The organism is Streptomyces sp. NPDC015125 (genome assembly GCF_043080045.1).
Taxonomy (GTDB): domain Bacteria; phylum Actinomycetota; class Actinomycetes; order Streptomycetales; family Streptomycetaceae; genus Streptomyces.
This window is the reverse complement of record NZ_JBIBVF010000023.1, coordinates 40626-53636: the sequence shown is the minus strand read 5'-3', so window position 1 is coordinate 53636 and position 13011 is coordinate 40626. Positions and strand designations below refer to the sequence as shown.

At 73.7% G+C, this 13011-nt stretch carries 12 protein-coding genes; 7 read left to right on the top strand and 5 right to left on the bottom strand.

Annotated features, from left to right (window positions below; translation table 11 throughout):
* Positions 1 to 6: 6 nt before the first annotated feature.
* Positions 7 to 924: an SDR family oxidoreductase gene (locus ACF088_RS33450; protein ID WP_392379638.1), complete on the bottom strand. Its 918-nt coding sequence runs from the start codon at positions 922 to 924 to the stop codon at positions 7 to 9.
* A gap of 24 nt (positions 925 to 948) precedes the next feature.
* Positions 949 to 1788, bottom strand: coding sequence for an SDR family oxidoreductase (locus ACF088_RS33445; RefSeq protein WP_392379637.1), 840 nt, complete (start codon positions 1786 to 1788; stop codon positions 949 to 951).
* Between the two features lie 82 nt (positions 1789 to 1870).
* On the opposite strand from ACF088_RS33445, the gene ACF088_RS33440 reads away from it, so the two are divergent.
* The 4 genes from ACF088_RS33440 to ACF088_RS33425 are packed head-to-tail and all read left to right on the top strand — an operon-like array spanning position 1871 to position 5284.
* Complete coding sequence (locus ACF088_RS33440; protein ID WP_392379636.1) at positions 1871 to 2650, top strand: enoyl-CoA hydratase family protein; 780 nt, start codon at positions 1871 to 1873, stop codon at positions 2648 to 2650.
* Positions 2647 to 3486 (top strand): CoA transferase subunit A, encoded by an 840-nt coding sequence (locus tag ACF088_RS33435; protein WP_392379635.1) that lies wholly within the window; start codon positions 2647 to 2649, stop codon positions 3484 to 3486. Before ACF088_RS33440 ends, ACF088_RS33435 begins: the two co-directional genes overlap by 4 nt.
* Positions 3483 to 4229 carry a CoA-transferase subunit beta gene (locus ACF088_RS33430; protein ID WP_392379634.1) on the top strand — a complete coding sequence of 249 codons (747 nt, stop codon included), beginning with the start codon at positions 3483 to 3485 and terminating at the stop codon, positions 4227 to 4229. The genes ACF088_RS33435 and ACF088_RS33430 overlap by 4 nt, the downstream gene beginning before the upstream one ends.
* 11 nt (positions 4230 to 4240) lie before the next feature.
* Positions 4241 to 5284, top strand: coding sequence for an NAD(P)H-dependent flavin oxidoreductase (locus ACF088_RS33425; protein ID WP_392379713.1), 1044 nt, complete (start codon positions 4241 to 4243; stop codon positions 5282 to 5284).
* A 113-nt stretch (positions 5285 to 5397) separates the two neighbouring features.
* Here the strand turns inward: ACF088_RS33425 and ACF088_RS33420 are convergent, their stop codons facing one another.
* On the bottom strand, positions 5398 to 6555 hold the full coding sequence (locus tag ACF088_RS33420) for an acetyl-CoA C-acetyltransferase (protein ID WP_392379633.1): 1158 nt from the start codon (positions 6553 to 6555) through the stop codon (positions 5398 to 5400).
* Between the two features lie 125 nt (positions 6556 to 6680).
* Positions 6681 to 7463 carry an SDR family oxidoreductase gene (locus ACF088_RS33415; protein ID WP_392379632.1) on the bottom strand — a complete coding sequence of 261 codons (783 nt, stop codon included), beginning with the start codon at positions 7461 to 7463 and terminating at the stop codon, positions 6681 to 6683.
* A gap of 226 nt (positions 7464 to 7689) precedes the next feature.
* On the opposite strand from ACF088_RS33415, the gene ACF088_RS33410 reads away from it, so the two are divergent.
* Together ACF088_RS33410 and ACF088_RS33405 are read left to right on the top strand one after the other, a co-directional pair.
* Positions 7690 to 8859: an acyl-CoA dehydrogenase family protein gene (locus ACF088_RS33410; RefSeq protein WP_392379631.1), complete on the top strand. Its 1170-nt coding sequence runs from the start codon at positions 7690 to 7692 to the stop codon at positions 8857 to 8859.
* On the top strand, positions 8859 to 9854 hold the full coding sequence (locus tag ACF088_RS33405) for an acyl-CoA dehydrogenase family protein (protein WP_392379630.1): 996 nt from the start codon (positions 8859 to 8861) through the stop codon (positions 9852 to 9854). Before ACF088_RS33410 ends, ACF088_RS33405 begins: the two co-directional genes overlap by 1 nt.
* Before the next feature lie 28 nt (positions 9855 to 9882).
* On the opposite strand, the gene ACF088_RS33400 is transcribed toward ACF088_RS33405, so the two are convergent.
* Complete coding sequence (locus ACF088_RS33400) at positions 9883 to 10488, bottom strand: PadR family transcriptional regulator (protein ID WP_392379629.1); 606 nt, start codon at positions 10486 to 10488, stop codon at positions 9883 to 9885.
* Between the two features lie 275 nt (positions 10489 to 10763).
* On the opposite strand from ACF088_RS33400, the gene ACF088_RS33395 reads away from it, so the two are divergent.
* Positions 10764 to 12998: an FUSC family protein gene (locus ACF088_RS33395; protein ID WP_392379628.1), complete on the top strand. Its 2235-nt coding sequence runs from the start codon at positions 10764 to 10766 to the stop codon at positions 12996 to 12998.
* Positions 12999 to 13011: the final 13 nt, after the last annotated feature.

The following is a 13011-nucleotide window of genomic DNA, read 5'->3' as shown; positions in this document are numbered from 1 at the left end:
CATGCGTCACCGCGCGCCGTACACGGGCCGTGGGTCCTCGGCGGCGGCCAGCAGCTCGCGCGCGGCCACGCCCGCCTCGGCCGGTGTCCAGCGGCTCTTGCGGTCCGCGGTGGGGCCGGGGCGCCAGCCCTCCATCACGGTGATCCGGCCCGCCTCGGCCTCGAAGACCCGGCCGGTGACCCCGGCGCTGTCGGCGGAAGACAGCCAGACCACCAGCGGGGAGACGTTCTCCGGGGCCATCGCGTCGAACTCCCCCTCGGCGGGCGCCGCCATCGTCGCGGCGAAGGCCTGCTCGGTCATACGGGTACGGGCGGCCGGTGCGAGGGCGTTGATCTGCACGCCGTAGCGGGCGAGTTCGGCGGCGGCGACGAGGGTGAGGCCGATGATGCCGGCCTTGGCGGCGGAGTAGTTGCCCTGGCCCACGCTGCCGAGCAGCCCGGCACCCGAACTGGTGTTGACGATCCGGGCGTCGGGCGTGCGGCCGGCCTTGGCCTCGGCCCGCCAGTGCGCCGCGGCGTGCCGCAGGGGCAGGAAGTGGCCCTTGAGGTGGACGCGGATGACGGCGTCCCAGTCGTCCTCACCGAGGTTGACCAGCATCCGGTCGCGCAGGAATCCGGCGTTGTTGACGAGGGTGTCGAGGCGGCCGAAGGCCTCCAGGGCGGTGGTGACGAGCGAGGCGGCGCCGTCGGTGGTGGTGATGTCGCCGGTGTGGGCGACGGCCCGGCCGCCGCGGGCCCGGATCTCGTCGGCGACCTGCTGGGCCGGTCCGGCCGAGGCGCCGGCCCCGTCGGGAGCCACCCCGAGGTCGTTCACCACGACCTGGGCGCCTTCGGCGGCGAGGGCCAGCGCGTGGGCCCGGCCGAGCCCACGGCCCGCCCCGGTGACGGCGGCCACGCGTCCTGTGCAGATTCCGGTGCCGGTCATGTCCGTACTCCTTTGCCGGTCATGTCAGTCGTCCTTCGGGGCGTCGGGTGGGGTGGGGTGGTCGGCGGTGGCGGCGTCGGGCGCGGTGGGGTGGTTGACGGTCGCGGCGTCGAGGAAGGCGGGGCGCTCTCCGCCGCCGTGGACGAACAGGCTCGCCCCGGTCAGATAGGCGGCCCGGTCGGAGGCGAGGAACACACAGGCGTCGCCGATCTCGGCGGGCTCGGCGAGCCGGCCGAGCGGGACGGTGGCGCCGACGGCCGCGACGCCCGCCTCGTCGCCGTAGTGCAGGGCGGAGAGTTCGGTGCGCACCATGCCGAGGACGAGGGTGTTGACCCGTACGTCGGGGGCCCATTCGACGGCCATGGAGCGGGCGAGGTGATCCAGGCCCGCCTTGGCCGCGCCGTAGGCGGCGGTGCCGGGCGAGGGGCGGGTGCCGCTGACGCTGCCGATCATGAGGACCGCACCGCCGGCCGGCCCGCTTCGCAGCACCTCGTAGGCGGCGAGCGAGGCGGTCAGCGGCGCAAGGAGGTTGAGTGCGACGACCCGGGCGTGCCGCTCGGCATCGGCTTCCCCCAGCAGCCGGTACGGCGTGCCTCCGGCGTTGTTGACCAGGCAGTCCAACCGGCCGTAATCGTCCGCGAGCCGGGCGAAGAAGGCACGGACGGCGGCCTGGTCGCGCAGGTCCAGGGGACGGAAGTGCGCAGTGCGGCCGGCCGCCGTGACGGGGGCGTCCGGTGGCCGGCGCGCGCAGATGACGACCTCCGCACCGGCCTGCAGGAAGGCGCGGGCGATACCTGCGCCGACGCCGCGGGTGCCGCCGGTGACGACGGCCAGCCGCCCGGACAGATCGAGAGCCAGGCTCAAGGAGCACCCCTCCCGCAGCGCACCATCCGCTGCTAACTTCGCTACCTAACAAACGCTTGGTGGAAAGGTAGCTGATCTGCTCATGGGTGTCTCCACCTCCAAGCCTGACCAGGGCGTCGCCGTCGTCACCGTCGACTACCCGCCGGTCAACGCCCTTCCCGTGCAGGGCTGGTACCGCCTCGCCGAGGCCGTGCGCGCGGCCGGCCGCGACCCCGGCATCCGCTGCGTCGTCCTCACCGCGCAGGGCCGCGGCTTCAATGCGGGGGTCGACATCAAGGAGATGCAACGGGACACCGCATCCGGCGGGCACGGGGCCCTGCTCGGCGCCAACCGCGGCTGTGCCGAGGCGTTTTCGGCGGTCTATGAGTGCGAGGTACCCGTCGTGGCGGCGGTGCACGGCTTCTGCCTGGGCGGTGGCATCGGCCTCGTCGGGAACGCGGATGCGATCGTGGCCAGCGACGACGCCACCTTCGGGCTCCCGGAGCTGGACCGCGGCGCGCTCGGCGCGGCCACCCATCTGGCCCGGCTGGTACCGCAGCACCTCATGCGCGCGCTCTACTACACCTCACGGACCGCCACCGCGGCCGAACTGCAGGCGCACGGCTCCGTCTGGCAGGTCGTCCCGCGCGCGGAACTTCCGCGCGCGGCCAGGGACTTGGCGCGGGAGATCGCCCGGAAGGACGGCTTTCTCCTCCGTCTGGCCAAGGCCGCCCTCAACGGCATCGACCCCGTCGACGTAGGGCGCAGCTACCGCTTCGAGCAGGGCTTCACCTTCGAGGCGAACCTCAGCGGAGTCGCCGACCGCGTCCGCGACACCTTCGGTGCGCCGGGCACCACCCCGACGAAGGAAGGCCGACCGTGACCGACAAGACCATGACGCCCGAGGACGTCGTCTCCCGGCTGCGCAGCGGGATGACCCTCGGCATCGGCGGCTGGGGTTCGCGCCGCAAGCCGATGGCGCTGGTGCGGGCGCTGCTCCGCTCCGACATCACCGATCTGACCGTGGTCTCCTACGGCGGCCCCGATGTCGGCCTGCTCGCCGCCGCGGGCAGGATCCGCACACTGATCGCCGCGTTCGCGACCCTCGACTCGATTCCCCTCGAACCGCACTTCCGCGCGGCCCGTCAGCGCGGCGCGTTCGAACTGCGGGAGATCGACGAGGCGATGTTCATGTGGGGCCTGCACGCCGCCGCCAACCGGCTGCCGTTCCTGCCCGTACGGTCCGGCCTCGGCTCGGATGTGATGCGCGTCAACCCCGGCCTGAAGACCGTCACGTCACCCTACGAGGACGGTGAGACGTTCGTCGCGGTGCCGGCCCTGCGCATGGACGCGGCGCTGGTCCATCTGAACCGTGCCGACCGGCTCGGAAACGGCCAGTACCTGGGCCCCGACCCGTACTTCGACGATCTGTTCTGCGAGGCAGCGGACCGTGCGTACGTCTCCTGCGAGCGGCTCGTGGACGACTTCGCCACGGCCGCCCCGCAGACCCTGCTGGTCAGCCGGCATGCGGTCACCGGAGTCGTCGAGGCCCCGAACGGCGCGCACTTCACCTCCTGCGTCCCCGACTACGGACGTGACGAGCCCTTCCAGAAGCTGTACGCCACCACGCCCTGGGCCCAGTTCGCCGAGCGGTTCCTGTCCGGGGACGAGAAGGCGTATTGGTCCGCGGTCGAATCCTGGCACGAGGAGCAGCAGTGAGCGCTACCCCCACGACGACCCGCGCCGAGTACTGCGCCATCGCCTGCGCCGATGCCTGGCGGGACAACGGCGAGGTGCTCGCCAGCCCGATGGGCCTGATCCCGTCGATCGGCGCCCGGCTCGCCCAGCGCACCTTCTCCCCCGATCTGCTCCTCACCGACGGCGAGGCCATGCTCGTCGGCCCGGACGGCTCGGCCGAGGGCTGGCTGCCCTACCGCCGGCACCTCACCATGGTCACCGGCGGCCGGCGCCATGTGATGATGGGCGCGAGCCAGCTCGACCGCTTCGGCAACCAGAACATCTCCTGCATCGGCGAGTGGCAGCAGCCCGCCCGCCAGCTCCTCGGGGTCCGTGGCGCCCCGGTCAACACCCTCAACAATCCGGTCAGTTACTGGGTGCCGAAACACTCGACGCGGGTCTTCGTCGAGAAGGTCGACATGATCTGCGGGGTCGGATACGACAGCGCGGCCGCCGCCGGGCCGTCCGCGACCCGCTACCACCGCATTCCGCGCATCGTCTCCGACCTCGGGGTCTTCGACTTCGAGAGCGCGGACCGCGCGATGCGGCTGGCCTGTGTGCATCCCGGCGTGACGGTCGAGGAGGTCCAGGAAGCCACCGGGTTCCCGCTCGCGCTGCCCGACGAGGTGCCCTGCACCCGGGAGCCCACCGCCACGGAACTGCGGCTGATCCGTACGGTCCTCGACCCGGAGGGGCGGCGCGAGCGCGAGGTGCCGGCGGTATGACGGACGTCAGGATGGAGACGCCGCTGACCAAGCTCGTCGGGGTGCGCCACCCCCTCGTACAGACCGGCATGGGGTGGGTGGCGGGGCCCCGGCTGGTCTCGGCCGCGGCCGAGGCGGGCGCCCTCGGGATTCTCGCCTCGGCCACCATGACCGTCGAGCAGCTGCGTGCCGCGATCCGCGAGGTGGCGTCCCGTACGGACGCGCCCTTCGGGGTCAACCTCCGCGCGGACGCGGCGGACGCGGGCGAGCGGGTGCGCCTCATCGTGGAGGAGGGCGTACGGGTCGCCTCGTTCGCGCTGGCGCCCTCCCGTGAGCTGATCGCCCGGCTGAAGGATGCGGGGGTCGTCGTCATCCCGTCCGTGGGCGCCCGCCGCCATGCCGAGAAGGTGGCCGCCTGGGGCGCGGACGCGGTCGTCGTCCAGGGCGGGGAGGGCGGCGGCCACACCGGGAAGGTCGCCACGAGCGTGCTGCTGCCGCAGGTCGTGGACGCGGTCGGTATCCCGGTGATCGCCGCGGGCGGTTTCTTCGACGGCCGGGGCCTGGTCGCGGCGCTCTCCTACGGCGCGGCCGGTATCGCCATGGGCACCCGCTTCCTGCTGACGTCGGACAGCACCGTGCCGCGGGCCGTACAGGACCGCTATCTGGCGGCGGGCGTCCTGGACATCACCGTCACCACGAAGGTGGACGGTCTGCCCCACCGGATGCTGCGCAGTGAGCTGGTCGAGGCGCTGGAGCGGTCCGGGCGCAGCACCGCGCTGCTCGGAGCCGTGAGGCGGGCCGCGTCGTTCAGGAAGCTGTCCGGCCTGAGCTGGGCGCAGCTGGTCCGTGACGGCCTGGCGATGAAGCACGGCAAAGACCTCTCCTGGAGCCAGGTCCTGCTGGCCGCGAACACCCCGATGCTGCTGAAAGCATCGATGGTCGAGGGCCGTACCGATCTCGGGGTGATGGCGTCCGGGCAGGTCGCCGGCGTGATCGAGGATCTCCCGTCCTGCGCGGAGCTCGTCGACCGGATCATGGCCGAGGCGCGGGCGGCGCTGGGCGCGCTGCCGCGCTGAGCGGGACGCCGTGGCCCCGCCGGGGGGGCGGTTTCCCCCGGGCCGGGCCACGGCGGTGTGCGGCAGGTCCGTCGTACGTACAGCGGGCGGTACGGGGCGCGCCGGACCAGGCGTCAGAGGCGTTCGATGATCGTGACGTTGGCCTGACCGCCGCCCTCGCACATGGTCTGCAGGCCGAACCGGCCGCCGGTGCGCTCCAGTTCGTGCAGCAGGGTCGTCATCAGCCGGACGCCGGTCGCGCCGAGCGGATGCCCCAGCGCGATGGCGCCGCCATTGACATTGACCCGCTCCGGGTCGGCGCCGGTCTCCTTGAGCCAGGCCAGCACCACGGGTGCGAACGCCTCGTTGATCTCCACCAGGTCGATGTCGCCGAGGGACATCCCGGTCTTCTTCAGCGCATACGCCGTCGCCGGGATCGGTGCGGACAGCATCCGGACCGGGTCCTCACCGCGCACCGACAGATGGTGGATGCGGGCGCGCGGGGTGAGGCCGTGCTCGGCCACCGCCCGCTCGGAGGCCAGAAGCATGGCGGCCGCCCCGTCGGAGACCTGCGAGGAGACCGCCGCGGTCAGCCGGCCGCCCTCGACGACCGGCGCCAGCGCGGCCATCCTCTCCAGCGAGGTATGGCGGCGCGGGCCTTCGTCGGCGGTGAGGTCCCCGTAGGCGACGATCTCCCGGTCGAAGCGGCCCTCGTCGAGGGCGCGGACGGCCCGGCGGTGGGAGCGGAGCGCGAACGCCTCCATGTCCGCACGGGAAATCTGCCACTTGTCGGCGATGAGTTCGGCGCCGTGGAACTGGTTGACGGGCGCCTCGCCGTAGCGGGCCCGCCAGCCCTCGGAGCCGGCGAACGGGCCGTCGGTCAGGCCCAGCGGGGCGGCGGCCTGCCGGCTGGCGAAGGCGATCGGGATCTGCGACATGTTCTGCACACCGCCCGCGACCACCAGGTCCTGGGTGCCGGAGAGCACGCCCTGCGCCGCGAAGTGCACGGCCTGCTGCGACGAGCCGCACTGGCGGTCCACGGTGACGCCGGGCACCTCCTCGGGCAGTCCTGCGGCCAGCCAGCACGTCCGGGCGATGTCCCCGGCCTGGGGGCCCACGGTGTCCAGGCAGCCGAAGACGACGTCCTCGACGGCGGCCGGATCGGCGCCGCTGCGCGCCATCAGCGCCGTCAGCACATGGGCGCCCAGGTCGGCGGGGTGGACGGCCGACAGACCGCCGCCCTTCTTGCCCACCGGGGTACGGACCGCGTCGACGATATAGGCCTCGGGCATGGGGTCTCCTTGGTCAGATTCTGCGGAGGCGGCGGCCGGTTCCGCAAGGCGGTGCCGGCCGCCACCGCCGACGGGTACCGGTGGGCCCTCCCCCCGGGGTCGCCCGGCGCCCGGCCCACCGCGCCTCACGCATGCTGGGAGCTGACGGACACCGTTTCCCCGGTCATGTACGAGGCGTAGTCGCCGGCCAGGAAGACGATGACATTGGCGACCTCCCAGGGTTCGGCCCAGCGGCCGAACGCCTCCCGCTCGGTGAGCTCCGCCAGCAGCTCGGGCGTGGTCACCTTCGCCAGGTGCGGATGCATCGCGAGGCTGGGCGAGACCGCGTTGACACGTACGCCGTACTCGGCCGCCTCCATGGCGGCGCACCGGGTCAGCGCCATCACCCCGGCCTTGGCCGCGGCGTAGTGGGCCTGGCCGCGCTGGGCACGCCAGCCGACGACCGAGGCATTGTTGACGATCACGCCGCCGCTGCCGGCGGTCTGCATCCGGCGCAGGGCGGCCCGGGTGCAGCGGAAGGTGCCGTTCAGGGTCACGTCGAGGACCGTGCCCCACTGGGTGTCGGTCATCTCGACGAGGTCGGCGGTGCCGCCGAGCCCGGCGTTGTTGACCACGATGTCGAGGCGCCCATGGCGCTCCTCGGCGGTGTCCAGCAGGGCGTTGACCTGCTCCTCATCGGTGACATCGCAGGGCAGGGACGCCACCCGGCCGGCGCCGAACTCCTCGGCGAGCGCCTCGGCGGTGGCCTGGAGCCGGCGTCCGTGGGCGTCACCGAGGACCACCCGGGCGCCTTCCTCCAGGAACCTGCGGGCGGTGGCCCCTCCGATGCCGGCCCCGGCGGCCGCGGTGATGACGGCGGTCCGGCCGTCGAGCAGCTGGTGGCCCGGCACATAGGGCGGCGCTGTCATCCGTGAGCCTCCTCTTCCCGCAGCCTGCTGCGGATTACGGGGCCAAGGCTCCCGGCGGTGGCGGGGGCCTCGACGACGCTCCTACCGGTACGTTAATCTACCAAACACTTGTTAGGGAAGCGCTTGTCAGGGAAGGAGGGCGGATGCCCGCTGCCCACCACGACGCACTCCCGAGCGGCGCCCCGCCGGAGCCGCGTGCGGCCGTCACCCGGGAGGCGGGGGTCTGATGGACCTCGGCATCACCGCCGCGGAAGAGGCGTTCCGAGCCGAGGCCCGCGCCTGGCTCACCGCACACGTGCCCGCCGTTCCGCTGCCGTCGCTGGAGACCGCGGAGGGGTTCGCCGCCCACCGGGAATGGGAGCGCAGGCTCGCCGCGGACCGTTGGTCGGTGGTCTCCTGGCCTCAGGAGTACGGCGGCAGGGGCGCTTCGCTCCTGCAGTGGCTGCTCTTCGAGGAGGAGTACTACGCCGCGGGCGCCCCCGGCCGGGTCGGCCAGAACGGCATCAGTCTCCTCGCCCCCACCCTCTTCGAGCACGGCACCGACGAGCAACGGGCCCGCATCCTTGGCCCCATGGCGCGCGGCGAGGTCATCTGGGCGCAGGCCTGGTCGGAGCCGGAGTCGGGGTCGGATCTGGCGTCGCTGCGCTCGACCGCCGTACGGACCGACGGCGGCTGGCTGCTGAACGGGCAGAAGACCTGGTCGTCCCGGGCCGCCTTCGCCGACCGCGCCTTCGGGCTGTTCCGCAGCGACCCGGGCGCCGCCCGGCCGCACCAGGGGCTCAGCTATCTGATGTTCCCGCTGGACGCGCCGGGCGTGACGGTGCGCCCCCTCGGCCGCCTGGACGGCAAGCCGGCCTTCGCCGAACTCTTCCTCGACGAGGTCTTCGTGCCGGATGCGGACGTCATCGGCGAGCCGGGCCGGGGATGGCAGGTCGCCATGAGCACCGCCGGCAACGAACGCGGCCTGACGCTCCGCAGCCCGGGCCGCTTCACCGCGGCCGCCGAACGGCTGGCCGCACTGTGGCGCGAGGCCCACGGGACGGCCGGTCCGGCGCTCGGCGAGCGGGTGGCCGACGCACTGATCGGCGCCAGGGCGTATCAGCTGTTCACCTACGCCCACGCCGCCCGGCTCGCCGCCGGCGGGTCGATCGGCGCCGAATCGAGCCTGAACAAGGTCTTCTGGTCCGAGCTCGACATCGCCCTGCACGAGACCGCTCTGGACCTGCTCGGCCCGTACGGCATGCTCGCCGATGACGCCGACGAGGCCCCCGCACACGGGAGTTGGGCCGAGGGGTACACCTTCTCCCTCGCCGGGCCGATCTATGCCGGCACCAACGAGATCCAGCGCGACATCATCGCCGAGCGGCTGCTCGGCCTGCCGAAGGGACGCCGCTGATGCGCTTCCTTGCGACCGGTGAGCAGCGGGAGTTCACCCGTACGCTGGACTGCCTGCTGGGGACGTGTGGCACCCCGGCCGTGGCGCGGGCCTGGGCGGCCGGGGAGCAGCAGCCGGGCCGTGAGCTGTGGGCGCGGATCGCGGCGGCGGGCGTGTTCGGGCTCGCCGTGGCCGAGCGGCACGGCGGGATGGGACCGCTCCCGGTCGAACTGGCGCTGTCCTTCGTGGAGTTGGGGCGGCACGCCGTGCCGGGGCCGCTGGCGGAGACGGTCGCGGCGGCCGCGTTCCTGGAGCGCCTCGGCGAGGGTGCCGCGGCGGAGGACTTGCTGCCGCGGATCGCCGCGGGCGATGCCGTCGTGAGCCTGTGCGCCGGGGGCCCGTACGCCGGGAGCCCGTACGCCGTGGACGCGGATGCCGCCGATGCCGTCCTCGTCGTGGAGGGCGACACGGTGCGCCGTGCGGACGCCCACGGACCCGTGCAGGCCTCCCTCGATCCCGCCCGGCGGCTGTCCCGCCCGCTCGGCGGCGGCGTCCTGGCGAAGGGCCCCGCGGTGACCGCGGCCGCCGCACATGCCGTCGAGGTCGCGCGGCTCGCCACCGCCGCGCAGTCCCTCGGCCTCGGCCGGGCCCTGCTGGCGGCGACGGTGTCCTACGCCGGACAGCGCACCCAGTTCCAACGGCCCATCGGCTCGTTCCAGGCGGTCAAGCACCGGCTGGCGGACACCCTGATCGGGCTGGAATTCGCACAGCCGCTGGTGTACGCGGCGGCTTTGGCGGTGGCGGCGGGGGCCCCGTCGGCCGGCCGGGAGGTGGCGGCGGCGAAGGTCGCGGCGGGTGAGGCCGCCCATGCCGCGGCGCGTACGGCACTCCAGTTGCACGGCGCCGTCGGCTACACCGCGGAACTGGACCTCTCGCTGTGGATCCGCAAGGCCCGCCCGCTGCGGGACGCGTGGGGAACCCCGGCCGAGTGCCGCGCGCGCGTCCTGGCCGCCTGACGCGGCGGGCCGAGCCGCGAAGGTGTCCCTACGGGAGCCGGCGATCCCTCTCGTCCAGGTCGGCCAGCATGGCGTCGGCGAGATCCCGCTCCGCGGTGTAGTACCGCTGTGACCACTTCAGGACGAGTGAGGGGTAGGCCCAGGCCTCTTCGGCGCGGGTACCCGCCACGTCCGCCTCGGCGCGCCGGCGCATCGTCTCCGCGTACTCCCGGTGGTGGCCCAGCACTTCACGCATCCGGTCACCCTCCAGCAGATGGCCGAGCCACAGCCGCAGCATCACCCCGTGCTTGAGGACCGGAGGTTCCACCGGCGCCTCGCGCACCCAGTGGCGGACCGCCGTCATCCCCTCGTCGGTGATCACATAGACCCGCTTGTCGCGGTTTCCGGTCTCCTGGGCGACCATCCGGGAGCTGGCGTAACCGGCCTTCTCCAGACGCTTCAGCTCGCCGTAGATCTGGCTGAAGGACGGGCTCCAGTAGAAGAAGTGCAGCGACCGGTCCGACCGTTTCTTCAGGTCGTAGCCGGACAGCTCCTCACCGAAGGAGAGCAGGCCCAGCACCGCCCAGCCGGTGGCCGGCAGCGCAGGTCGCTCCGCATCGCCGGCGCTCACGGCACCCGCCTTCTTGTCCGTCACGTCCCGCAGTGTACGGTCCGCGTCCGCGCCCGCCCGACCGGGACATCGTCAACTCCCCTCCCCCGCACCCGCATTCCTGGCACCCGTGTGCTCCCCGCGAGAGGCCTTCCTCGGGGGCACCCGGTGGGCCCGGCGTCCGCCCGTCCGGTCCGACGAGTAGCGCGAGGCCTTCCCCGGGCTCACCGGGCCGCCTCGGCGCGCGGCCGGCGGCGGACCGTGCGCGATGCGGCCGGCTGCGCGGTGCGGACCGCGAGCCGCTGGCCAATAGTGGAAAGGTGAGCCGGCTACAGGGAGCTTCCCCGCGGTCCGGGCCGCGGCCGTATCCCGGCGGGCCCGCCGGGATGGTGCGGCGCAGACTGCGCTATCTGCTGGAGCACGAACGGCACGGCCTGCGCGGACACCGCTCCGTGGTCGGCAACGCGCTCCGGGTGACGGTGGCCTCGTGCGCGGCCTTCTACCTCTGCCGCTACGCGCTCGGTCTGACCGTGATGTCCGTCTACGCCACGTTCACCGTGGTGTCGCTCGGCATGCTCGCCCGGATCCCGGGGTCCGGGCGCCAGCGCGCCACGACCGTGCTCACGGCCGTCCCCGCCGGGCTGGCACTCGTCACGCTGGGCACGCTGCTCGCCGTACAGACGTGGGCTGCCGTCCTCGGCATGCTCGTCATCGGGTTCCTGGTGGCGTACGCGGGCACCACCGGGCCGCGGATCGCCGGGGCCGCCCCCGGGATGCAGCTGCTCTACATCCTGCCGTGTTTCCCGCCCTACGCCCCGGACGCTCTCGGCCAGCGGCTGTCCGGCTTCCTCATGGGCGCGGTCCTGCTCGCGCTGGCCCAGCGCTTTCTGCTGCCCGAACCGGACACCCCGCCGTTTCGCCGGCTGGTGGCCGATGCCGCCGACGCCGCCGCGCGCCTGGCCGACCATCACGGCGGCCCGCTTCCCGTGCAGGCGCTCGCCCAGGCGCACCGGACCGGTGACGCCCTGCGTCCGTCCCGTGTGCCGCCGGCCGATCTGCCCGCCTCCCCCAGCCTCGCCCACAAGGCCCTGGCGCATGCGACCGAGGCGGTCCGTACCCTGCTGGCCCGGCTGGCGGACCTGCACACCTCGGCAGGGCCGCACGACGCCTACCACCCGGAGACGGTGGTGCTGCTCCAGGGCATCAGCGATGCCGCCCGCGCGGCGGCCGAGGCGCTGCGGCGGGGCAAGCGGCTGCGGCCCGGTGAGGGGCCGTCCGCCGCCGTCCTGCAGAGCGAGCTGGCCCCGGTGCGGGCCCACCGGGCCGTGGACGCACTGGAGCGGCTCAGCGCCGACGACCGGCTGGTCTATCTGCGCCGCCGGTCCCAGGTGGTGCAGGCCGCCGACTGCGCCGTCGTCCTCGCCCTGGCCACCCGGCTGCTGCTGGGCGACCGGTCCGTCGAACGGAGCCCTGCCGGGGGGCACACCTTCTCCTATGCGCAGGCGCGCATGCACGAGCTGTGGTGGCAACGGCTGACCACGCACCTCACCCCGCGCTCGGTGATCTTCCAGAACGCCTGCCGGTTCGCGCTCGGCCTGGCCGCCGCGCGGGCCGTCGCCGGACTCCTCGATCTGCAGCACGGCTTCTGGGTGCTGCTGGCGACGCTCACCCTCACCCGTACCACCAGCCTGGAGACCTGGTCCGCGGTCCGCCAGGCGCTGGCCGGCACGCTGGTCGGCGCGGTGCTGGCCGGCGGGCTGCTGGCACTGGTCCACGACCGGGACACGGTGTACGCGGTCGTGCTGCCCGTGGTGATGCTGGTGGCGTTCATCGCGGGACCGCTGCGCGGGCTGGCCTGGGCGCAGGGCGGGTTCACGCTGGTCGTGGCCACGCTGTTCGCACAGGTCTCCCCCGTCACCTGGCAGCTGGCCCCGGTCCGGCTGGTGGATGTGCTGGTCGGCAGCCTCATCGGACTGGCCTGCGGGCTGGTGGCCTGGCCACGGGGCGCGGGCCGCGAGGTGCGCCGCAGCATGGCAGGGCTGTGCTCGGCCATCGCCGACGCCATCGGGCACACCACCGCGCGGGTCGTCGACCACTCCGGCAGCGCGGACTGCCTCGATATCAACCGGGCCCTCGTCCTCGCGCAGGAGAGCCTTGCCCAGTACCACTGCGAGCTGCGGGACGAGAGTGCCGGGCAGCCGGACTGGCCCTCGGTGCTGGTTGCCGGGGCGGACGCACGGCGCGGCGAACGGCTGCTGCCCGGCCGGCCGGGACGGATCGCCTCGCAGGAGGTCAGCGCCTGGCTGCGCCGCGCGGCCGACCGGACGGCAGCCGACTACCGGTCCCTCGCCCGGCATCTCCACTCGGACGGGGTCGTGCCCAGGGAGGACGCCCGTCCGCTCGACATCCGCGCGCTGCTGGCGGTGACTCCGGCCGTCCCGCGTCACTGCCCGGACCGGGAGGCCCGCGCGCTCTCGGCCGCGCTGCTCCTCGACTCGGTGATCTGGCTCGATGCGCTCACCGCCGATCTGGACCGGATCCACCACGAGAGGTGACGCCCCGCCACCG